20 protein-coding genes are annotated in these 22,207 nt (G+C 41.8%); 18 read left to right on the top strand and 2 right to left on the bottom strand.

The genetic code is table 11. From position 1 onward, the window contains the following. Window positions 1-72: 72 nt before the first annotated feature. The 6 genes from AKG39_RS18950 (at window position 73) to AKG39_RS18925 (ending at window position 5,424) form a co-directional block, all read left to right on the top strand. Window positions 73-1,233, top strand: coding sequence for an ArsA family ATPase (locus tag AKG39_RS18950; RefSeq protein ID WP_050741974.1), 1,161 nt, complete (start codon window positions 73-75; stop codon window positions 1,231-1,233). A 227-nt stretch (window positions 1,234-1,460) separates the two neighbouring features. After that, complete coding sequence (locus AKG39_RS18945; RefSeq protein ID WP_050741973.1) at window positions 1,461-1,850, top strand: PadR family transcriptional regulator; 390 nt, start codon at window positions 1,461-1,463, stop codon at window positions 1,848-1,850. A gap of 1 nt (window position 1,851) precedes the next feature. After that, window positions 1,852-2,880, top strand: a complete 1,029-nt coding sequence (locus tag AKG39_RS18940; protein ID WP_242852674.1) for a radical SAM protein — start codon at window positions 1,852-1,854, stop codon at window positions 2,878-2,880. Between the two features lie 3 nt (window positions 2,881-2,883). Further along, a complete protein-coding gene (locus AKG39_RS18935) occupies window positions 2,884-3,849 on the top strand; it encodes an ABC transporter substrate-binding protein (protein WP_050741972.1) in 966 nt (321 codons plus the stop codon). Next, window positions 3,846-4,646, top strand: coding sequence for an ABC transporter permease (locus AKG39_RS18930; RefSeq protein ID WP_050741971.1), 801 nt, complete (start codon window positions 3,846-3,848; stop codon window positions 4,644-4,646). Before AKG39_RS18935 ends, AKG39_RS18930 begins: the two co-directional genes overlap by 4 nt. Continuing rightward, a complete protein-coding gene (locus AKG39_RS18925) occupies window positions 4,636-5,424 on the top strand; it encodes an ABC transporter ATP-binding protein (RefSeq protein WP_242852673.1) in 789 nt (262 codons plus the stop codon). Before AKG39_RS18930 ends, AKG39_RS18925 begins: the two co-directional genes overlap by 11 nt. Before the next feature lie 146 nt (window positions 5,425-5,570). On the opposite strand, the gene AKG39_RS18920 is transcribed toward AKG39_RS18925, so the two are convergent. Then, window positions 5,571-6,734 carry an iron-containing alcohol dehydrogenase gene (locus tag AKG39_RS18920; RefSeq protein ID WP_050741969.1) on the bottom strand — a complete coding sequence of 388 codons (1,164 nt, stop codon included), beginning with the start codon at window positions 6,732-6,734 and terminating at the stop codon, window positions 5,571-5,573. Between the two features lie 356 nt (window positions 6,735-7,090). Continuing rightward, on the bottom strand, window positions 7,091-8,224 hold the full coding sequence (locus AKG39_RS18915; RefSeq protein ID WP_050741968.1) for a PucR family transcriptional regulator: 1,134 nt from the start codon (window positions 8,222-8,224) through the stop codon (window positions 7,091-7,093). 298 nt (window positions 8,225-8,522) lie between these two features. On the opposite strand from AKG39_RS18915, the gene AKG39_RS18910 reads away from it, so the two are divergent. From AKG39_RS18910 to AKG39_RS18855, 12 genes are all read left to right on the top strand, one after another. Then, on the top strand, window positions 8,523-9,875 hold the full coding sequence (locus AKG39_RS18910; RefSeq protein WP_050741967.1) for an aspartate aminotransferase family protein: 1,353 nt from the start codon (window positions 8,523-8,525) through the stop codon (window positions 9,873-9,875). A 44-nt stretch (window positions 9,876-9,919) separates the two neighbouring features. Further along, window positions 9,920-11,038, top strand: coding sequence for a 4-hydroxybutyrate dehydrogenase (locus AKG39_RS18905; protein WP_083439677.1), 1,119 nt, complete (start codon window positions 9,920-9,922; stop codon window positions 11,036-11,038). A gap of 181 nt (window positions 11,039-11,219) precedes the next feature. Continuing rightward, on the top strand, window positions 11,220-13,178 hold the full coding sequence (locus tag AKG39_RS18900) for an ATP-binding protein (RefSeq protein WP_083439676.1): 1,959 nt from the start codon (window positions 11,220-11,222) through the stop codon (window positions 13,176-13,178). Between the two features lie 368 nt (window positions 13,179-13,546). Continuing rightward, window positions 13,547-14,530, top strand: a complete 984-nt coding sequence (locus tag AKG39_RS18895) for a 5-oxoprolinase subunit B family protein (RefSeq protein WP_050741965.1) — start codon at window positions 13,547-13,549, stop codon at window positions 14,528-14,530. Window positions 14,531-14,559: 29 nt separating this feature from the next. Further along, complete coding sequence (locus AKG39_RS18890) at window positions 14,560-15,540, top strand: 5-oxoprolinase subunit C family protein (protein ID WP_050741964.1); 981 nt, start codon at window positions 14,560-14,562, stop codon at window positions 15,538-15,540. A gap of 18 nt (window positions 15,541-15,558) precedes the next feature. Further along, window positions 15,559-15,777, top strand: coding sequence for an acyl-CoA carboxylase biotin carboxyl carrier protein subunit (locus AKG39_RS18885; RefSeq protein WP_050741963.1), 219 nt, complete (start codon window positions 15,559-15,561; stop codon window positions 15,775-15,777). Between the two features lie 33 nt (window positions 15,778-15,810). Then, the gene (locus tag AKG39_RS18880; protein WP_050741962.1) at window positions 15,811-16,575 is read left to right on the top strand and encodes a 5-oxoprolinase subunit PxpA; all 765 of its coding nucleotides are present in this window, start codon (window positions 15,811-15,813) and stop codon (window positions 16,573-16,575) included. Window positions 16,576-16,613: 38 nt separating this feature from the next. Further along, complete coding sequence (locus AKG39_RS18875; RefSeq protein ID WP_050741961.1) at window positions 16,614-17,132, top strand: DUF1097 domain-containing protein; 519 nt, start codon at window positions 16,614-16,616, stop codon at window positions 17,130-17,132. Between the two features lie 31 nt (window positions 17,133-17,163). Next, window positions 17,164-17,964 (top strand): biotin--[acetyl-CoA-carboxylase] ligase, encoded by an 801-nt coding sequence (locus AKG39_RS18870; RefSeq protein WP_050741960.1) that lies wholly within the window; start codon window positions 17,164-17,166, stop codon window positions 17,962-17,964. Between the two features lie 333 nt (window positions 17,965-18,297). Further along, window positions 18,298-18,852, top strand: coding sequence for a helix-turn-helix domain-containing protein (locus AKG39_RS18865; RefSeq protein ID WP_050741959.1), 555 nt, complete (start codon window positions 18,298-18,300; stop codon window positions 18,850-18,852). Between the two features lie 298 nt (window positions 18,853-19,150). Continuing rightward, entirely contained in the window at window positions 19,151-20,374 is a 1,224-nt protein-coding gene (locus AKG39_RS18860; protein ID WP_050741958.1) for an aspartate aminotransferase family protein, read from the top strand. A 177-nt stretch (window positions 20,375-20,551) separates the two neighbouring features. Next, the gene (locus AKG39_RS18855; RefSeq protein ID WP_242852672.1) at window positions 20,552-22,078 is read left to right on the top strand and encodes an APC family permease; all 1,527 of its coding nucleotides are present in this window, start codon (window positions 20,552-20,554) and stop codon (window positions 22,076-22,078) included. The last annotated feature ends 129 nt before the right edge of the window (window positions 22,079-22,207 follow it).

Below are 22,207 nucleotides of genomic sequence, written 5' to 3'. Positions count from 1 at the left end.
TTCGTGCGAAACTGGCAGCAAAGCTCACGGCAGCTTTGCAATTATCTTAAATCAAATAAAAAGGAGAAAAATATGAGAATTATTTTATATACAGGCAAAGGCGGGGTAGGGAAAACCAGTGTGGCGGCGGCCACCGCGGTTAAATTGGCCAGGCTTGGCAAAAAAGTATTGATTATGAGTACCGACCAGGCTCACAGCCTGTCGGATTCCTTTGGGGTGAAACTGGAAAACACGCCGGTTCTCATATCAGAAAATCTCTGGGGAATGGAAATTGACGCCATTGTTGAAGGGGAGCTGGCCTGGGGGAACATGAAGAACTATATGAAGGAACTGCTCACAGCCAGAGCCGAAGGGGGCATTGAGACCGAAGAGCTGTTGGTATTTCCCGGCCTTGAGGAATTGTTTTCACTGTTTAAAATTACCGATATTTATGAGGAAAACCAGTACGATGTTTTAATTGTGGACTGTGCCCCCACCGGAGAAACCCTGGCGCTGCTGAAGTTTCCGGAAATGTTCGGGAATATGATTAAAACCGTTCTTCCCATGAAAAAAAAGGCGGCAAAAATTGCGGGACCGATGGTGGAAAAACTAATGAAAATCCCCATGCCCGAGGATAATGTATTTGATGACATCGAGTTTTTAAATGAAAAGCTTTATAAACTCCAAGCCATTATGACGGACAAGGAAATTCTCAGCATCCGCATCGTTACCACCCCGGAGCGGATTGTCATCAAGGAGGCGAAACGTAATTTCACCTACCTGCATTTGTACAACTATAACATTGATGCAGTCATCGTCAACAAGGTCTATCCCAGACAGGCCCTGGACGGGTATTTCAGCAAGTGGATCGATCTTCAGGCGGAAGGGCTTCAGGAGATTCAGGAAAGTTTCTCAAAGGTCCCGGTGTTTACCCTGATGCTCCAAAGCAGCGAGCTGGTGTCTGAACCAATTCTCTTAGAGGCAGCCGATCAGATTTTTGGAGAAACCGATCCAGCAGCGATTTTGTTTACCGATAAGCTTTTTGAAGTGAAAAAGGAAGGTGAAGGGTATAATTTCATTTTAAATATCCCCTTCGCGGATAAGGCGGACATGGACATGGGCCAGAAAGGCGGGGAACTGATGATCCAGATCAAGAATGAAAAGCGGGTCTTTACCCTGCCGGATGTGCTGCGTAATAAAACCGTTCAAAGCGCAGAGTACACCGAAGATCAGCTGTTTATCAAGTTTGCCTAGGGGATTTCGAGACCGGTGAAAAAGCGAGCTAAATGATAAAAAGGTTCTTTAACAAAGTTTAAATAAGAAATTAAGAAAGGTTGAATCGAAACCATAAAGGACTGGGGAAATAATAAAAAGGGGAAAACTCTGTTGGAGTTTCTCCCTTTTTTAATTGAAAAGAATCTGTTTTTTGCATCTAGTCAGAAGAATAAAACTATGCTACACTGACCAGGAGGTGATAGAGTATGTCTAGTAGTAGAGGAACACAAATAAAAGAGAAGGTCAAGTGCTCATGCAAGGGAACTAATCTGGATAAATTGTTGCAGCCCAATATTTTAATTCTGCTGTGCAATCAGAATATCCACGGTTATTCAATTATACAAGAGCTGGAAAACAAGAAGCTTTTTCATGGGGAAAAGGCTGATCCGGCAGGGATTTATCGGACATTGAAAATGATGGAGGAAAAATCCCTGATCGAATCCGAATGGGATGTGATGGAATCGGGAGCGCCCAGACGAATTTATGCAATAACAGCAGCGGGAAAGAGATGTCTTTCCAGTTGGATTAAAACCCTTGAAGACTATCAGCGCTCTATTGAGGGAATCATCATTGAGGCAAGAGAAGTATTAAAATAAATTGACAAAGGAAAGACAGGGACAAAAAAAGATGGAGAATCATTCAACACTGATCAGCCGGGCAAAGGAAAGTGCACTGTCCGGCAAAATTCTGGATAAACGGGATGTGATGGCATTATTGGAAATTGATCCAAACTCCGATGCCTGTAAGGAATTAGGACAGGCGGCACGGTATGTTGCCGCGAAAGTTTGTAATAACAAGGCTTATCTCTGGGCAGCTATTGGGATTGACTACCGGGCCTGCCCGATGAACTGTGATTATTGTTCGCTGGGCGAGAGCTGGGGCCTGGTTAGGAATGAAAGCGAATTAACCGAAGATGAAGTCATTCAGATGGCAGAAAAATATGTTCATGAAGGTGTGAAATGGATTGTACTCCGGACTACTCAGTTTTATTCCTTTGAAAAACTGATGGACTTGGCCAGGAAAATAAAGAGTGTGGTGGCTGGAAATTACCAGCTAGTAGCCAATGCCGGTGAATTTAACGAAAGCACTGCCAATAAGTTGGTTGATGCCGGGTTTGAGTATATTTACCATACCGTAAGGCTCAGGGAAGGCATCAATACAAAATTTGATCCTGAAGAACGAAAAAAAACCCTGAAAGCCATACAGCGTTCTTCTCTGAACCTGGTGTCCCTAATCGAGCCCATTGGGGTTGAACACAGTAACGAAGAAATTGCAGATTCTTTTTTTAATGCCATCAAATACGGAGCGGTTGTCACCGGCGCCATGGCACGGGTACCGGTTAAGGGTACTCCTCTGGGGGAGCTGCCAGGTCTTTCAAACCAACGATTGGCTCAAATTATCGCCGTGTCACGTCTGGCAGCAGGGGTGCACGCACCGGATATCTGTGTGCATCCGGCGTCGGAGCTGGCCATTGCATGGGGAGCGAATGTGGCAGTAGTTGAGAGTGGCTCTATTCCCCGGGATACCTGCTGCAGCTCTAAAGAAGTCTGGAATGGATTTGATCCGGAGACAGCCCAAAAATGGTTTCACGCCGGCGGTTATGAAGCAATATCGAATGAGGATTAAACAATGAAAAAATTAAGCGTTTCTATTATCACACTTCTGCTGGTTTTGGGGGTGATGGGTTGCAGCAATGAGACAAAGCAGGCGCTAACTCTGCAGGCAAAGGTGGGAACATGGAAAACGGCCCAGACGATCCAGCCTTTTTTTTATCAGGATTATTTGGACGTTGATGATCAGGTCGAGGTGGTTTCCTTTACCAATCCTGGTGACATGAAAGCCGCCCTCCTGGCTGGAAGTTTGGATCTGTGCGGAACGACAATGGTGACGGCGATCACCGCAGCATCAAAGGGCGAACCCATCGTTGTGGTTAGCGGTCTGTCCAATAAATGTTCGGCTCTAGCGGTTGGAGCTGGTTCAGGGATCTACAGTGAAGCGGACCTTAAAGGCAAAAAAATTGCCTATGTACCGGGAACCATGCATCATCTGTTGCTGCTTGAGGTACTGAACCAAAACGGGCTTGATCCTGAAAAAGACGTGGAATTGATCCGAATTGATTTTTTCGATATGGGACAGGCGCTGGCTCAGGAAACGGTGGATGCCTTTTACAGCGGCGAACCCTATCCTTCCATAGCCATTGCCGAAGGCTATGGCCGGGTTCTGGCCTATCCCCGTGATGATGAAACCTTCGGTATCATCAACAGCGGGATGATCACCACAAAAGATAAGATTGAAAATGATCCGCAAATGATTCAGGAATTGGTGACCGCCCATGTTAAAGCGACGGATGCTCTGGAAGCGGACCGAGGCCTCTGGCTTGCAAAAGCGGCCGAATTTGGTACCGGCCCCCAGGTGCTGGAGATCGCGGCAGATAATATCGATCTGTTTTGGGAGATCGATGCAGATTATATCAGTCGTGTCAAAAACCTGGCCCAGCGGATGAAAGAACAGGGATTGATTACCGAAGTTCCGGATATTGAGGCTATGTTTGACCTGAGTTTTATCGAAAAGGCCCAAAAGGATCTGGAATCATGAAACAAAACTGGGAAAAAATTGATCCGTTGGGATTGGTTTTACCGCTGGTCATCCTGATCGTCTGGTATCTGACTGCCTTAAGCGGCAGGGTACCAGACTATCTGTTTCCGGCTCCGGTCGAGTTTTTTCAGGTGCTGCTGGATTTTATTTTCGGCGGCGCCCAGCTTACCCCCTATTCGGGAAAGTTTCTGGAGAATTTATGGGTAAGCTGCATCCGGGTAATAACTGGTTTTGGCCTGGCTGCTTGCGGTGGCCTATTATTGGGTTTTCTCTCCGGGCGAAATGTGCTGATCCGGCGAATGATTGATCCCCTGATTCAAATGATCAGAACAGTTCCGGGCATCGGCTGGCTGCCTCTGGCTCTGGTCTGGTTCGGCATCGGAGAAGGGACGACGGTGTTTCTGATCGCATTGGCGGCTTTTTTTCCCATTTATCTCAATGTGGCTGACGGCGCTTCTAACGTTCCGGATATCTATATCAGAGCGGGAAGCATGCTGGGGGCAGATAAAATGGGCTTGTTCAGAACCGTGATCCTTCCGGCTTCATTTCCATCCATTGTGGTGGGATTGAGGCTTGGCCTCGGGGTTTCCTGGGCTTATCTGGTGCTTGGGGAACTCACCGGCGTATCCCGGGGGCTTGGGGCTGTGCTGATGGATTCGCGTATGCTGGGACAGGTGGAAATGATCCCGGTGGCAATGCTGTGTATCGCCGTTATGGGAATTGTGTCGGATCGTTTGTTGCTTATCCTATGCGACTGGCTCTATCCCTATCATGAAAGGACCGCCAATGGAAAATAAAACAGCATTAGTCATAGACAAGGTCGACAAAAGTTTTTCTGTCAAAACCGGGAAGAAGAGCGAAGTAGGATTGCTGCAGGTGCTTAGGGCGATTTCCATGTCTGTTATGGAAGGTGAAATCATCGGGCTGCTAGGTCCCAGCGGCTGCGGAAAATCAACCCTATTGAACATTGTGGCAGGCTTTGAGCAGCCCGATAAAGGGGAGGTCCTGTTCCAAGGCGAACCGGTTGTCATTCCTGCCCCGGAACGCAGCGTGCTTTTTCAGTCTGCGGTGCTTTTTCCATGGTTTACAGTGAAGGAGAATATTGTTTATGGTCTTAGAAATCGCAGGGAAAATCAGGGAATAATAGAGAAAAAATACTGTCAATATGTCCAATTGGTTGGATTGAAAGGTTTTGATAACTATTATCCGAATCAGCTGTCAGGGGGGATGCAACAGCGGGCGGCTCTTGCCCGGGCATTAATTATGGAGCCTCGGATGCTGTTAATGGATGAACCCTTTGCGGCTCTGGATGCCCAGACCCGGATGTTGATGCAACAGCTTCTGCTTGGTATTTCCGAACAAATCAAACCGACCATTCTTTTCATTACTCACGATATAGAGGAAGCATTGATTCTGTCTGATCGAATTCTGGTGATGAGTAAATTGCCGGGGAAAATCATTTATGAGGTGACAGTACCGTTTAGCCGTCCCCGAGATCTTTCAATGATCGGGAGTTATGGGTTTGCAAAAATGAAAGATGAGATCCGCCAGTATTTATTTGATCAGTTACTGTAAGGGTTGATGACGCATTCTGAATTTATCAATTACTTACTAAGTGCGTAATAAAAAGGAGAAACCGCTATAGCGGTTTCTCCTTTTTTGCACCTGGGGTGCAAGTATTCTTTGTTATAATCGTTTGTCAGTATTGCGAGATATTTTAGTTACATCGCATCCTTAAAGATTTGAATCACATCTTCCAGTTTTGCGGTTCTGGGATTGGTTCCGCTGCAGGCATCCTTCATGGCATTTTCAGCCATCAGTTTAAAATCTTTTTCTTTGACCCCAAGCTCAGTCAAGCCAGCGGGGATTCCGACATCTTCGGAAAGCTGAATAATGGCCTGGACACCTTTTTCAGCAGCATCTCTGACGGAAAGACCATGAATGTTTTCACCCAGTGCCACTGCAATATCTCCCAGTCGTTTGGGATTGCTGTTGAGATTGTATTTAAGAACGTGGGGCAGCAGGATGGCGTTGCATACACCGTGGGGCAGATCATAAAAGCCGCCCAGCTGATGGGCCATGCCGTGGACGTAGCCCAGGCTGGCATTATTAAATGCCATACCGCCTAAAAACTGGGCATAGGCCATATTGTTTCGGGCTTCAAAGTTTTGGCCGTTGGCAACGGCCTGACGGAGGTTTTCACCGATGAGCTTCATGGACATTAAAGCGGCGGAGTCGGTTATGGGGGTGGCAATGGTTGACATATACGCTTCAACCGAATGCGTTAACGCATCCATTCCGGTTGCTGCGGTTAAACTTGCCGGCATGCCCATCATCAGAACGGGATCGTTAATTGAGACGGTTGGAGTCGCTCTCCAGTCAACAATGGCCATTTTAACGTGCGTTTCCGAGTTGGTGATAATACAGAAGCGGGTCATTTCACTGGCGGTACCGGCGGTGGTGTTAATGGCAATCAGTGGGGTCATTGGTTTGGTGCTTTTATTAACCCCTTCGAAATCACGGATGTTACCGCCGTTGCCGGCAACCAGGCCGATGCCTTTGGCGCAGTCATGTGAGGATCCGCCGCCTAAGGATACAATTAAATCACATTTTTCTTTGGTGAATATTTTAAAACCGTCAGCAACATTGATATCTGTTGGATTTGGCTGGGCCCCTGAAAAAATAACGACTTTCAGTCCGGAAGCTTCAATGATATCCTTGACCTGATCTGCTACACCCATTTTTGCCATGCCGGCATCGGTTACAATTAATGCTTTTTTCGCACCAAGACCTTTTGCCTGTTCGCCAACTTCTTTTACTGCACCGGGTCCCATTAAATTCACTACGGGCATAAAATACCCAAAAACTTGATCTGCAATAGCCATTTGATAATTCTCCCTTGAGGTTTTGATTTTTTCTAATTTTATCTTCTATGCAAAACACTATTAGCTTAGCACGCATTCATTTATTAAGTTAGTGTTATGTCTGCCAGGCCGCTTTTTAGTTCTCTTATACTTATTATAGTCAGGGGAGAGATTCGTTCAGTAACCAGATCACTTTCAAACGCTGCTGATAAAATTTGCATGGGGCATTATGACAAAATTATATTAGAAAAACCTTGTCATGGTATTACTGCCATGACAAGGTTCGTTTAGGTCTGAGCTCAGCTCAGCGATTTTATTTCCGCTTCGGTTAACGTTTCCACAACCTATTTTTCATCGATTTGATGCTTGTACCCCGTTTAAAGAGCGAGGAAATCTCTGATTAAAAAGGCGGTGTATAAATCAAATTTTTCGTCCATGGAAGTGATGTTGATTTTTAACAGCTGGCGTATTTTTTTCATCCGGTAATTAATGGTATTGCGGTGGGTGAATGAGGCGTCGGCAACGGCCTGAATGCTGCCATCATTATCAAGATAAAGACGTAATATTTCAGTAAGATTCGTATGGCTGGTTAGATCATAGTTTTCTAAAACCCCTAATCGTTCGTGATAGATAGCTTCTAAAAGCGTTTTATCACGAACGGAAAAAAATACTTTAAACATGCCGAGATCATTGAAACAGAGCTGATCAAGCTGCTGCTGCTGAGCTGCTTTTAAGGCGAAAAGTGCTCGCTCATAACTCATATTAAGTGTAAAAAGGGAGTTCGCAATATCTCCAATACCGAAAGAAGCCCTGTGCCCTGAATTTAAAAAACAGTATTTGTTAATACTTATTAACGCATCAGTAATTGTTTTTTCTGAAGCATCTTGGACAATCAGTATTATGTGATCTTCTGTTTTAAATAGATTATATTTTTTTGCGGCTTTACTCAAATAGGTCGAGACTATTGACGGATTTCCAAGATTTTTAGCCACGATTATCCGATAGGAAGACGTTGTTTCATATCCCAGGCTATTTAATGTATCAATGCTTGTTTCAAGGTTATCGGGGTGGAAGAGTAATTGCTGAAATGCCCTTGTGGTTCGGTCTTCCTGATTGCTTTGCATAAAGATTCTGTGATTGTAATCCTGCATAATATCGGATAAGTGAATTTTCCATGGCATAATGAATAAAGGAAAATGATTCTGGTCGCATAGGTTGATGACTTCCATTGAAATGGAATCCGAGAATATATAATGGCCGGTATTAATGATCAGGCCACAGGTCTTTTGTTTAATCAGGTTGGTTACAAAATCAAATAACCAATTGTCAGACTTTGAACTCATACCGGTGGTAATAATTAATTCACCGCCTCTAAAAAAATTTGTTGTTTCAATGTCTTCTGTGAATTGTACCCAATTGATAGGAGTGTTAATCCCATCTGAACCGGCTACGAGTTTAAGCTTATATAAAGATTTTGTTATAATGAATAAATCAGATAAAATAATGGACATAGCAACGCTGCCTCGATTCAAAGTTATTTAAAAATGATTAAGAATTTAATACAATATGGAATTATTATAAACAGTATACTAAATTTCGCGTTGTGAGTCCAGCACAAAGGATATGAATATTATTAGGCTGGACAGCTATTGTCATCAAAACACGATATGATATAATCAATAAATAAGCAAGGTGTGACAAAGAAGTCGAGCAAATCGATTTTTTGTCGCGCTTTTTTTATTTGTATTTCGTTATTCGATTTTGGGAGTATACGCAGAGATAAAACTAGAAGTAATAAGAGGAGGCAATATGTTAAAAGATAAGTTACCTAGAATTATAACAGAGCAGATACCTGGTCCGAAGGCCAAGGCAATCATTGAAAGAAGAGAAGATGCCATTCCAACAGCCATCAAATGTATTTATCCAGTTGTTATCGAAAAAGGCGAAGGGGCCATGGTTGAAGATGTCGATGGGAATTACTTTGTTGATTGGGTTGGTGGGGTCGGTGTTTTGAATATCGGTTATTCCCACCCTGAAATAGTCGCAGTAGTAAAACAACAATCTGAAAAATATTTTCATGGCATGTTCAATATTGTAACACATGAAGGATATGTGGAATTAGCAGAAAAAATGAATGGAATTGTACCAGTAAGAGGCGATGTAAAAGAAACTTTTTTTGCCAATAGTGGTGCGGAAGCTGATGAAAATGCTGTAAAGATAGCGAAGGCTTTTACAAAAAGACCAAATATTATTGTGTTTTCGGGAGCTTTTCATGGAAGAACAATGCTGACCATGTCAATGACAGCAAAAAAAGCTTATGCTTATGGAATGGGGCCTTTTCCTGATGGAATATATCGTGCACAATTCCCATATCTTTATAGAAAACCACTAGGTATGAAGAATGAAGAAGCTATTAATTATTATGTGGAAAGTATTTATAAAGTATTTGAAGAATGTTCACCTGCTGAGCATGTGGCGGCGATTGTGGTAGAACCACTTCAAGGAGAAGGGGGCTTTATACCTGCACCTATGGAGTGGGTAAAAGCGGTCAGGAAAATTTGTGATGATAATGGTATACTATTAATAGCAGACGAAGTGCAATCCGGGTTTTGCCGTACCGGTAAGATGTTTTCTTCTGACTATTGGAAAGAAGCTGATGCGGCTCCGGATATTATCACCACTGCGAAATCAATAGCAGCTGGGTTACCCCTAAGTGCGATTACAGCCAGAAAAGAAATTATGGAATCCGTTAAAGATGGTACAATCGGCGGTACTTTCTGCGGAAATGCGTTGTCATGTGCAGCCGCTTTAAAAGTGATTGAAATCATGCAAAGAGATCACATGGATGAACGCGCCTGTGAAATGGGCAGGAAAGTATTGGATCGTTTTAATCAATGGAAAGAAGATTATGAAGTGGTTGGCGATGTGCGAGGACTTGGTGCGATGATCGGTATTGAATTTGTCAAGAATAAGAAGACAAAAGAACCAAATCCGAAATTAGTGTTTGATCTGGTAAAAGAAACGGTTCAAAACGGTCTTATTATTGAGAATGCAGGAGTCTATGGAAATGTCATCAGATTTCTGGCGCCACTGGTGATTACTGATCAACAGCTAGAAGCGGGTTTGGATATTTTTGAAAATGCCATTAGGAAATGCATGTAATATTCAGTCGACAAATATGAAAAACATGCGGATAGGAGTATATTATGAAGCAATTTCGAATTGTTCCAACAATTCAACAATTTGATAACTGTAAAGAACTTTGCCAAAATTTTCAAATAGGAAAAGGTGACCTGGTTTTTGTCAGCGAAGGAACCTATGAGAGATATTTCAAGCATCATATCGATCGTGAGGCCTATTTTGTCAACTATAGAAAATATGGCAAAGGGGAACCAACCGATATTATGGTTGAAAGTATATATGCGGATATTAAAGATTATAAATTCAATCGTGTCTTTGGCATCGGAGGAGGAACTATTTTAGATGTTGCTAAACTCTTTGCTCTGAAAACAACAGTGCCGGTGGTGGATTTGTTCAATAAAAAACTGGAAATTGTAAAAGATAAAGAGCTTATCCTTATTCCTACGACTTGCGGTACAGGAAGTGAAGTAACAAATATTTCCATCCTTGAACTGACATCAATCCGTTCAAAATTCGGACTTGCCGTTGATGAGTTATATGCGGATTATGCAGCGTTGGTTCCGGAATTGTTAGAGCATCTGCCCATGGAATTTTTTGCTGCCAGTTCAATTGATGCCTTGATCCATGGCATAGAATCCTATACATCGCCTAAGGCCAATGACTTTACAAAACTATTTTCAAAAAAAGCAATGGAGATGATTTTAAGGGGTTATAAAATAATTGCTGAGAACGGCAAAGAGGCAAGAAAACCTTTATTAAAGGATTTTATGATGGCATCAGCCTTTGCTGGCGTTGCTTTTGGTAATGCTGGCTGCGCAGCAGTCCATGCAATGAGTTATCCTCTTGGAGCAAACTATCATGTTCCGCATGGCGAAGCAAATTATGTGATGTTCACGGAAGTATATAAAGCCTATCAGTCAATGAAGCCTGATGGCACAATCCGAGAATTAAATATATTTCTAGCCGACATTTTAGAATGTGAACCCAATGAAATATACAATGAAATAGAAAACCTCTTAAACCATATTATAATGAAAAAAGCATTGCATGAATATGGCGTCAAAGAAGAAGAACTTGAAAATTTCACAGATGAAGTAATGACGAAACAGACCCGGTTAATGGCAAATAATTACGTGCCATTTTCAAGAGAACAAATATTGGCCATTTATAAGAGCCTTTATTAAAGTAAACTGTAGTTGATTACCACATAAAAAACGATTAAGTACTGGGCAACAAAATTTAATATTGGAATGATATTGAAACATGACAAAGAAGTCAAACACCTTACTTTGTTGTGTTTTTTTTATGAATCAGGTTCATAACAGCACTATTCATAAAAGACAAAAAAGATCAGGAGGATTTCATATGATTAAGAAAATTTTAATTGCCAACCGAGGCGAAATAGTTAACCGGATTATCAGAACATGTGAAAAAATGGGAATTGAAACAGTTGTTGTCTATTCAGAAGCAGATAAAACAGCTAATTATGTTGAAAAGGCTATGGAAAGTTATAATATAGGAGCGGCAGCTCCGGTGAAAAGTTATTTAAATATTGATGCGATGATCGAAGTCCTTAAAAAATCTGGTGCTGATGCAGTGCATCCGGGATATGGATTTTTATCAGAATCAGCTGCTTTTGCAGAAGCGGTTAATAAAGCAGGCGCAAAATGGATTGGCCCTGATTCGTCCATTCTTGAAAACATAGAATCAAAATGTTATTGCCGGATCATTGCCGATAAGCTCGGAATTCCTGTTACGCCAGGAACCATTAAACCCATCAGTGGGATCAATGAAATTTATGAAACCGCAGTAAAAGTAGGCCTGCCCATTCTTCTGAAATTGGATAAAGGCGGCGGCGGGAAAGGCATTGAAAAAATAGCCTATTTAGAATCTGAAAAAGTGACTCAGGCAATCTTTGACAGTATGCAACGAATTGGAAAAATGGCATTTGCCAGTGACGATATTTATATTGAAAAAGAAGTGCTGTTGCCAAGACATATTGAAGTTCAGTTTATGGCGGATGATTATGGAAACGCGGTATGCTTTGGAGAAAGAGAATGTTCGATTCAAAGAAGATATCAGAAAATTATTGAAGAATCCCCATCTGTTGCTGTTTCAAACGATGATCGATTAAAATTATATTCTTATACCAAGAAGCTGGTAAAAGAAATGCATTATTCAGGTGCCGGCACCATTGAATATTTAAAAACTGCTACAGGTGACTACTATTTCATGGAGATTAATGCAAGATTACAGGTAGAACATCCGGTTTCAGAATTTGTTTCAGGAATTGATCTCATTGAAGAGCAGATTCGTGTTGCCAGTGGTGAAAAATTAGCCTATGAACAGGAGGATATTAAATTAAAAGGTCATGCCATTGAATGTCGTATCTATGCGGAAGATCCTAAAACATTTATGCCATCCCCAGGTATTATTGCATCATTACAATTTCCGGATACAACGAAAGGAAATGTCAGAGTGGAGCAAGCGATTCATGAAGGTTATAAAATATCGCCTTTCTATGATCCAATGCTTTGTAAACTTGTGGTATGGGGAGAAGATAGAAATAAAAGCATTGCAAATATGATTAAAGCCTTGAAAGAGTTTAAAATTGACGGGGTGTCCACTAATATATCAACCGACATTGCGATTATGCGAAATAAAAATTTTGCAGCAGGTGACTTCAATACATTGTTCCTTACAAAAGAGAAAGTGAATATTGGGCTTGAAAGTTATGTGATTACCATTTCCAGGCAGTTCGGCAGTTTGGGAAGACCGATTGCAAAGAAAATAGCTGAAATGCTTGATATCGACTATTACGACAGGAATATTGTTGAGAAAATGGCCGAAAAGATGCAACTTCCGATTTCAATCATAGAGGATGAAGAATTGGATAACAATGAATTCGGCGAAATGAAATTCCCGCTGGGCACCAGATCGGAAGACGAACAGGAAGAAATATTCGAGGTTCAGAAAAAGATAATCTGTGATCTTGCTGACAAAGGATCCTCTATTTTTGTAGGCCGGTGTGCGGACTATATCTTAAGAAATCACGAGAATCATTTCAGTATCTTTATCTATGCGCCCTATGAGACCCGAAAAGAGAATTGTATTAATATTCTTCATATGAACCCCCAGGAAGCAGACGAGATGATTCTTGCTGTTGATGAGGCACGAGAATCCTATAGTTTGAATTATGCCAAAGCCTATAGCCAGAATGTGAATAATAAAGATATATTAATTGACAGCAGCTTATTTGGTGGCGTTGATGAGACCGCAGAAGTCTTAACTGCTATGATCAGAAAGAAGTTTAATCTGGCATAAAAGATTTTGTGCTGAGTGAACATAATGTGGTGAAACGTTTATGCTAGCTGTATATTGCGACATAAAAATTGCTGTGATATACTTAATACAATAGTTAAGAGATGCACGACAAAGATGTCTGAAAAGAGATTTTTGTCGTGCATTTTTTTATTCCGGATTGTGGCCTACAGCCGGTAAGCTTGTGATTGGCTACAGCCCGGGAATCATTGAGAATCTGTTCAAGTGCGTTTCTCGTGAAATAGTAATAAACTAATGCAAAGGAGCATGTCGATTGTGATGTCATGCTCTTTTTATTTTGTGTTTTTCTGTTAGATAAGTTGATAATTTAACAGTGGAAATAAATAAAGCAATTAAAAGGAGGAAAAAGGATGAGTAAATATGATGTAATTTTGGATACGCTTCCTGCAAAAGGAGACCGAACAGAAATTTTGTTTCGTCAAGCCGGTGATGGTTTTATTCAGGTGGAATATGGCTACGAACAGAGAGTGGAATTGCTGGATTCTTTTAGGATTTTGGCAGCAGATGCCAAAATAAAACAGATGAATATTAAGGGTTTAATTGAAACCTTACCTAGCCTAAGAGCTAATATGATCCATTTTGATCCTACTGTTATTGCGCCTCGGGATTTGATTGACAAAATTAAAGAAGTGGAAGAATCACTAAAAGGTGTTGATGATATGGTCATTGACTCAAGGATTATTACATTACCCATTGCATTTGAAGACAGTGAAACGAAAAAAGCAGTTTCATTGTATTCAAAACAGGTCCGTCCCAACGCACCCAATTGTGATAATGGTTACAATTTAGAATACATGGCTCAATGCAACGGTTGCACAGTTGAGGATATTAAGCACATGCTCTTGGACACCTATTGGTATAATAGCGGATGTGGGTTCTGGCCGGGTGGCGGATTCTTCTGGCCGATGGATCCAAGATGTAAAATGATCGTACCAAAATATAATCCGCCTCGGATTTGGACACCTGAAGGCGCTGTAGGTATTGGCGGGGCATGCCTCTTTACTTATACCACCGCGACAGGTGGCGGCTATCAGTTGTTTGGCCGAACCATTCCTACATTCCAGTTATCAATGAAACATCCACAGTTTAAAGAAGGTCCTTTTTTATATCGTCCGTCCGGAGATCGGATTAAATTTGTTGAAGTATCAGAGGAAGAAATTCTGGATATTTACGATCACGTTCATGAGAAAACAGATTATGTATATGATATCCAGGAAAGCCAGCTGGTTGTAAAAGATTATATTGAATTCCTGGCACAACCGGAAGTTGTTAAAGGTGCGGAAGAATTTGCAGCGCGTCAGGAACAGGGTTCCAAGACGACGCCAAAGCTTTGATGCTGATTTGTGAAAAGGAGTAATATAATATGATAAAAGTAATAAATGGTGGAATAGAAATTCTTGTTGAGGATTGGCCGGGAAGACTTGGATATATGGGTCTGGGAATGGCCGCAGCCGGAGCTATGGATAATCTGGCATTACAGCTTGGCAATATGATTGTCGGTAATGAGGCTGGGGAAGCCGGATTGGAAATTGCCGGTGGGTATTGTCAGTTTGAAATTGTTGAAGATGGCATCATTGCAATAACCGGTTCGGATATGAGTCCAACGATTAATGATGAGGAAGTTTCAATGTGGATAGCAATGGCGGTTCAAACTGGTGATATTCTGAAATTTTCACACTTTGGAGAAACCGGTTTTCGTTCTTATATCTGTATTTCCGGCGGCATTGATGTCCCGGAATATTTAGGAAGCAAATCTACATGCCTGTTTGGCTCTTATGGTGGTTTTGAAGGAAGAAAACTGGCTAAGGATGATATTATCTCTGCAGCAAAGAAAGCGTGCTCAGGGATCGCAGGTAAAAAGTTAAATCCTAAATATATTCCGGAATATACTAATCTATGGGAATTAAGAGCAATTCCAGGTCCGAATTCCGTACCGGATTATGTGACAGAAAAAGGAATGGATTATCTTTTCAGTACACCCATGAAGATATCTCATAATGCAAATAGAGCGGCCTATCGTTTAGGTGAAGTTCCCGATTTTTTTTGGGCCCGTGAAGATGGCGGAAAGGGTGGCAGTCACCCATCCAATATTGTTGATCACGGATATAATATGCGAGGTGCAATCAATGTTACCGGTAATACACCTTCGATATTGATTGCAGATGGTCCGACCCTCGGCGGTTTTGTCTGTGTTGCCAATGTTATCAATGCAGACCTTTGGAAGATTGGCCAGGGAATTCCCGCCAGGGACAAAGTAGTGTTCAAATTAGTGACGGTTGAAGAAGCCATCGAAGCCCGCAAAGAGCGTAGTGCAATGTTTGAAGCAAATGATTTATTAATTTAGAAAATGGAGGATATGAATATGGAATATATACTAAAAGCGCATATGCCAGGTTTAGTTGCCAGGGTTGTCGTAGCAGTTGGCGATAAAGTAGAAGAAGGACAGGAACTAGCGGTTATTAACTGTATGAAAACTGAAATGATTTGTCAAACAGCTAAAGCCGGCACGGTCAAAGAAATTTTAGTTGCTGAATGGGATGAGATGGATATTGATTCACCAATGATTATTCTTGAGGTTTAGGCCGAAACAAATCAAATTAGAATTGAGGGCAGTATGAAAATAGATATTAATGTTGATATGGGCGAAAGTTTTGGACGCTATATTTTGGGAGATGATGAATCGCTGATGCCCTATGTGACCTCTGCCAATATAGCAACAGGTTTTCATGCCGGAGATCCACTTGTTTTGGAGAGAACCATAAAATGGGCAAAGGAGTACGGCGTTGCGGTGGGAGCACATCTTGGATTGCCGGATAGACAGGGGTTTGGCCGACGACAAATGGATATATCAACCGAAGAACTGAGAACAGATACCTTGTATCAACTAGGGGCAATGGATGCTTTCTTAAAGGTACACGGGCTTAAAATGCAACATGTAAAACCCCACGGCATTCTTTATCGGATGGTTGGAGAACAGGAAAAGTATATCGATACTTTTCTTGATACCATTGAAGAATATAATAAAGATCTTTATATTATGCTTCACACCGGATGTGAAACGTTAAAAAGAGCCCAAGCCAGAGGACTCAAAACTGCACCTGAAGTATTAATAGATCTTGGCTATGATCAAAATGGCAATTGGATGCTTGAACGGGTAAAGAAAGCACGTTCGCCGCAAGACGTGGCTGACAGAGCAGTTGTGGTTGTCAAAGAAAAGAAAATTGATACAATCGATGGAAAGATGATTCATGTCGATGGTTGTACAGTTTGTATTCATGGCGATTCTCCCAATGCGGTAAGTGTTGCTAAAGCGGTTAGAAATTCACTTGAATCAAATGGAATTTCGGTTACAAATTTAGATGGATATTTTAGCAAATAAATAAATTTTACTTTATGTAATGGAAGGGGTATTAGATTATGAAAAAAATTGGATTATTAGATATTTCAGTGGCAGTTCTGGCTGCGTTGTCTTGCTTATTAATGGTTATCAATATACCGGTATGGGCATTGTTTATTGGTTGGGCGTGGTATTTTGCACTGGGGGCGACACCGGATTTAATAAAAAAAGGAATTTTACCAATGTTGGTCGGTTCGGTATTGGCAATTGGGGCATTTGTTTTAATTAATATGTTTGCTTTATTTATGCCTGCGCTGGCGGCTACAATGCTTTCAGTATTGATTACGGTATTTTTACTGATGCTTACGTTAAAGATTCCTGCATTGAATATATCCTTAATATCATTTAATGCATATTCTTGTATGTTCGTAGGCTATGGCGCCGGTGCTTATTTGGCAATTAGCGGGATGCCACCATTATTAAATGCAGCAATATGGATTACAGGTGCTAATTTCCTGGGACTTATTTTTGGCTGGCTAAGTATAAAGTGCAGTTCAATTGGTCAAAAAGTAAAAATACCAGAAAAGGAATTGATGTAGGGTTTTAGCATTTTATGTCAAAGCAAATCAATTGGATGATTATAATGAAAAATTTATACAGAAGATAATCAATACAAAGTGGTTAGGTAAAAAAGTTATATATGAAGATGTTATTGATTCGACAAACGAAGCTGTTAAAAAAGCTCTTAATTCAGCACAAGAAGGACTGTTGGTCGTTGCTGATTCCCAGACAGAAGGAAAGGGAAGCAGAGGAAGATCCTGGATATCTCCACCTGGAACGGGAGTATGGATGAGTTGCCTTTTGAAACCTGAAATTGATGCTTATAAAGTATGCGAATTAACCTTGCTAATTTCTTTCTGTATCGTCAAAGTATTGCATCAGGTTTTTGCAATTGATGCAAGGCTTAAGTGGCCTAACGATGTTATATTAAAAGGCAAAAAAATCGCCGGGATTTTAACAGAAATATGTTGTGATAGCGAAAATAACCAATGTCTGATTACCGGTATAGGCATTAATGTGAACCAGGAGAATTTCCCGGATGAGTTAAACCAAAGTGCCTCTTCAATTTTAATCGAAAGTGGAAGAAGAATTTCAAGGGCCAAACTTATTGCAGGCATTCTAAAATGTGTGGAAAGAGAATATGAGCAATATCTAATCAGCAATTCACTGATATTTATGGTTGATGAATACAATGAGTTGCTGATACATCAGAATAAAGAAGTACGGTTAATTATCGGGAACAAAGAAACCATTGTCATATCTAAAGGTATCAACGAATATGGAAAACTGGAAGTGGAATATGAAAATGGACAAAATGATTTTATCGCTATGGGAGAGTTATCAATTCGTGGATTATCTGCTTATATCTAAGGAGAGTGATGGTTGAAGATTCTTATCACTTTCAAACGCTGTTGATAAATTGCATAGGCAACAAAAAAAATATACATTATAAGGACCTTGCCGCAGTATCATACTGCTATGACAAGGTCTTTTTTAGGTTTGAACATAGTTAAGCGGTTTTATTTCAGCTTCGGTTAACATAGATACTTATTAAAGGTGTTTTAGCTGTTACGAAAAAAAATACTTTAACCATACCGAGTGACGTGAAGGTCAGGGGGATACGAAATAAATGAATTTTCTCAGAGCCGTTGATTTTAAGCCTGTCTTACGTTAAACTAAGCTTTGAAAGACGAGGCGAATGGGATGGATTACTTAAATAAGAATATTTCAATTAATTTAAAATCAATACGCAGGGAAAAAGGCATGAGCATGGACGAGGTTTCTGAACAGACCGGTGTCAGTAAAAGCATGCTGGGTCAGATTGAACGGGGGGAAGCCAATCCTACCATTGGAACCCTGGGAAAAATTGTGAGTGGGCTGAGAGTGGATTTACAGGATCTGACCCGGGCGCCGGGCATTGGCGTTTATGAGGTGAATCGGGAAAAACTCATTCCCACCAAGGAAGTTCCCGGACGCTATGCGGTTTACACCTATTTCCCCTATGAAAAGAACCGGTTGTTTGAAATCTATGAAATCGAAATTGAACCCGGGGCCTGTTATGTCAGCGGGGCCCACGGCCAGGGCACCAATGAATACATTGTGGTCCATGACGGCGAGCTGACCCTGGAAATCGAAAAGTCGTTTTACCATGTCAAGAGAGAAGATGCCATCTGCTTCGAAACAGCCGTGGCGCATACCTATTGGAACAAGGGACAAAACAAACTGAAATTTATTACGGTGTTTATGTTTAAAATGTAACCTGAGGGGCGTCAAGGGGACCTTTGAACGCTACGTAAATATGCAGTATATTGCACAAATAATTATAGTTTATTGGGAAAAACCTTATTAAAACCCTTTAAATAATAAAATAAAGAAAATATCAATGTACATATTGACAATATAATGCACACGTGGTATATTATCATTATAAATTGACACGAACGAAGGCGTTCGCACATGAGTAATCATGTTGCGGCGCTTTTTTTTATTGGTTGTATATTTTACGAACGATGGCGTTTGTAGGAAATGTACCATAGGAAAGAGAAAGGTATTTGGAATGAAATTAAAAGACACCGGATTAACAAAAGAAGAATTAAAACAAAAAGTCAATCAGTATATGATTGAAACCTATGAACGATTTGATTTTATCGCTGAGACGGCAAAAGACATGTATATCTATGATGAAAATGGTGAAGCATATCTTGATTTTTATGCCGGGATCGCAGTGAACAGCGCCGGAAACTGCAATGAGAAAGTTGTGGCCGCAGTAACGGATCAGGTATCGGATTTGATTCACACCTTTAATTATCCGTATACCATTCCCCAGGTACTGCTGGCAGAAAAAATATGCACGAACATCGGCATGGATAAAATCTTTTTCCAGAATTCAGGCACTGAAGCCAATGAAGCCATGATTAAAATGGCGAGAAAATACGGCGTCGAAAAATACGGGCCACAACGCTACAACATCGTCACCGCCCGAATGTCCTTTCACGGCCGAACTTTCGGTGCCATGAGTGCCACCGGACAGCCGGACAATGCCTGTCAGGTTGGGTTTGGAGGTATGACCCCGGGTTTTTCCTATGCTGAATTTAATAACCTTCAATCATTTAAAGACGCGGTTGATGACAATACCATTGCCATCCTGATTGAACCAGTTCAGGGCGAAGGCGGCGTTCATCCGGCCACAATGGCGTTCATGCAAGGAATAAGAGCATTGTGTGATGAAAAAGGAATGTTATTGCTTCTCGATGAGGTTCAGACCGGATGGTGTCGAACCGGCGCGATTATGTCTTATATGAATTACGGCATCAAACCGGATATTGTCTCCATGGCTAAAGCCATGGGCGGGGGAATGCCGATCGGTGCCATTTGTGCCACCGATGAAGTGGCCCAAGCTTTTTCAATGGGGTCTCATGGAACGACTTACGGCGGCCATCCTGTTTGTACGGCCGCATCCTTGGCCCAGATCACCGAGCTTCTGGATCGTGACCTGGCCGGCAATGCCAAAACGATGGGAGCCTATTTCATGGATAAATTAAAGGGCCTTCCACATGTCCGGGAAGTCCGAGGACAAGGCCTCTTAATCGGGGTTGAATTTGAAGACGGGATTTCGGGCGTTGAGATAAAGCACAATGTCCTGGAGAAAAAATTATTGATCACGGCCATCGGCAAAAATATTATCCGCATGATTCCGCCGTTGATTGTGACCAAAGCAGATTGTGACAAGGCCTATGGGATTATTGAATCAACCGTAAAGGAAATGGTTTTAGTAAATTAAGCACTGGTGAACTAAATAGATAGCGTTTATAAACAATGGGGTTTTTCTAAGCTAGACTGTTACCGACCTGAATAATCAGGTCACGCGTTTTCGCGGTAATGGTTAAAGCTTGTGAGAAACCTCGTTTTTTTTTTGAAATAAAGAATGAAAAATTAATCAAGAAGCGAAAGGAGAAGTATGATTGATCTAGCGGTCATCATACAAAAAAGAAAAATGGGTGTAAATAGTACAAAGTCAAAATTTGATAAGGTGTTAAGCACAAAAGATATTTTTGTGCTCGCATTTGGAGCCATGATTGGCTGGGGCTGGGTTGTCAATACAGGAATCTGGATTGAAACAGCCGGGGCCCTGGGGGCGGCCATCGCTTTCTTAATCGGCGGTGTGATGGTTTTATTCGTGGGGTTGACCTATGCGGAATTAACCGCAGCGATGCCGCAATGCGGCGGGGAACATGTCTTCAGTTACAAAGCCATGGGACCCACCGGATCCTTTATCTGTACCTGGGCAATCGTTTTGGGATATGTCAGTGTTGTGGCCTTTGAAGCCTGCGCCTTTCCTACAGTTATTCAATATCTGAGCCCTAATTTTCTCCAGGGTTACATGTATACTGTGGCAGGTTTTGATATTTATGCTTCCTGGGTTGCGGTTGGGGTAGTCACAGCCATTATTATTACCGGTATTAATATTCTCGGTGCCAAAACGGCGGCTAAACTCCAAACGATTTTTACTCTCTTGATTGCAGGTGCAGGAATCCTTTTAATCGCCGGATCAGTGATTAATGGGGATCCGGCAAATATTATGGAAAATATGTTTGTTGGCAGCGGTAAAACCAGCACAACGGCCCTGGGCGGTGTTTTGACCGTAGCCGTTATGACGCCGTTCTTATTCGTTGGATTTGATGTAATTCCCCAGGCAGCTGAAGAAATAAATGCCGGCTTCAAAAAAATCGGCAGTATCATGATTTTATCCATCGTGATGGCAGTGGCCTTTTATTCACTGGTCATTCTGGCCGTAGCCTATGTGATGCCTGCAAGCGCAATGGCCGGTTCAACCCTGGTAACCGCTGATGCCATGGGCTTAGCCTTTAACAGTCCAATCATGACAAAAGTATTAATCGTTGGCGGAATGGCCGGGATTATCACAAGCTGGAATTCGTTTCTGATTGGCGGCAGCCGGGCTATGTTTTCCATGGCCGAATCAAATATGATTCCAAAAGTTTTCGCCAAACTTCACCCTAAGTTTAAAACACCGGTTACTGCCATCGCTTTAATTGGCGTATTATCTGTCATCGCTCCTTTCTTCGGAAGAAAAATGCTGGTCTGGATTGTGGATGCCGGAAGCTTTGGAGTTTGTCTAGCCTACGCCATGGTTTCATTATCCTTCCTGATTCTGAGAAAAAAAGATCCGGGCATGAAACGGCCATACAAGGTTAAAAATGGCACCTTTGTAGGAATCGTTGCGGTGGCCCTGTCGGGCGTGATGACATTGTTATATGTTATTCCTTTGCCTTTCGCCTCAACCGCGCTGGTTACCGAGGAATGGATCATGGCCGGAGGATGGGCAGTGCTGGGACTCATCTTCTATGGTTACTGTAAGTTTAAGTATGGTGCTGCTTTCGGCGCCCATATCGATGTGGAGTATATCGATGTTGAAGAAAAAGAGAGTGTACACATACCTGTTCGAGTTAAAAGTGTAGTTGAATAGCAAGAGCCGTTTACGAAAAACTGCCGTGAGCTTCGCTGCCAGTTTCGCACGAAACAATTTTTCCACTCTACGGCGGACACTCTTCGAGATGTTCGCCTCGACGTTACAAAATTGTTTTCGTGAAGGCAA

It is taken from the genome of Acetobacterium bakii (assembly GCF_001263355.1).
Taxonomy (GTDB): domain Bacteria; phylum Bacillota; class Clostridia; order Eubacteriales; family Eubacteriaceae; genus Acetobacterium; species Acetobacterium bakii.
This window is presented reverse-complemented; position numbering and strand designations above follow the sequence as displayed.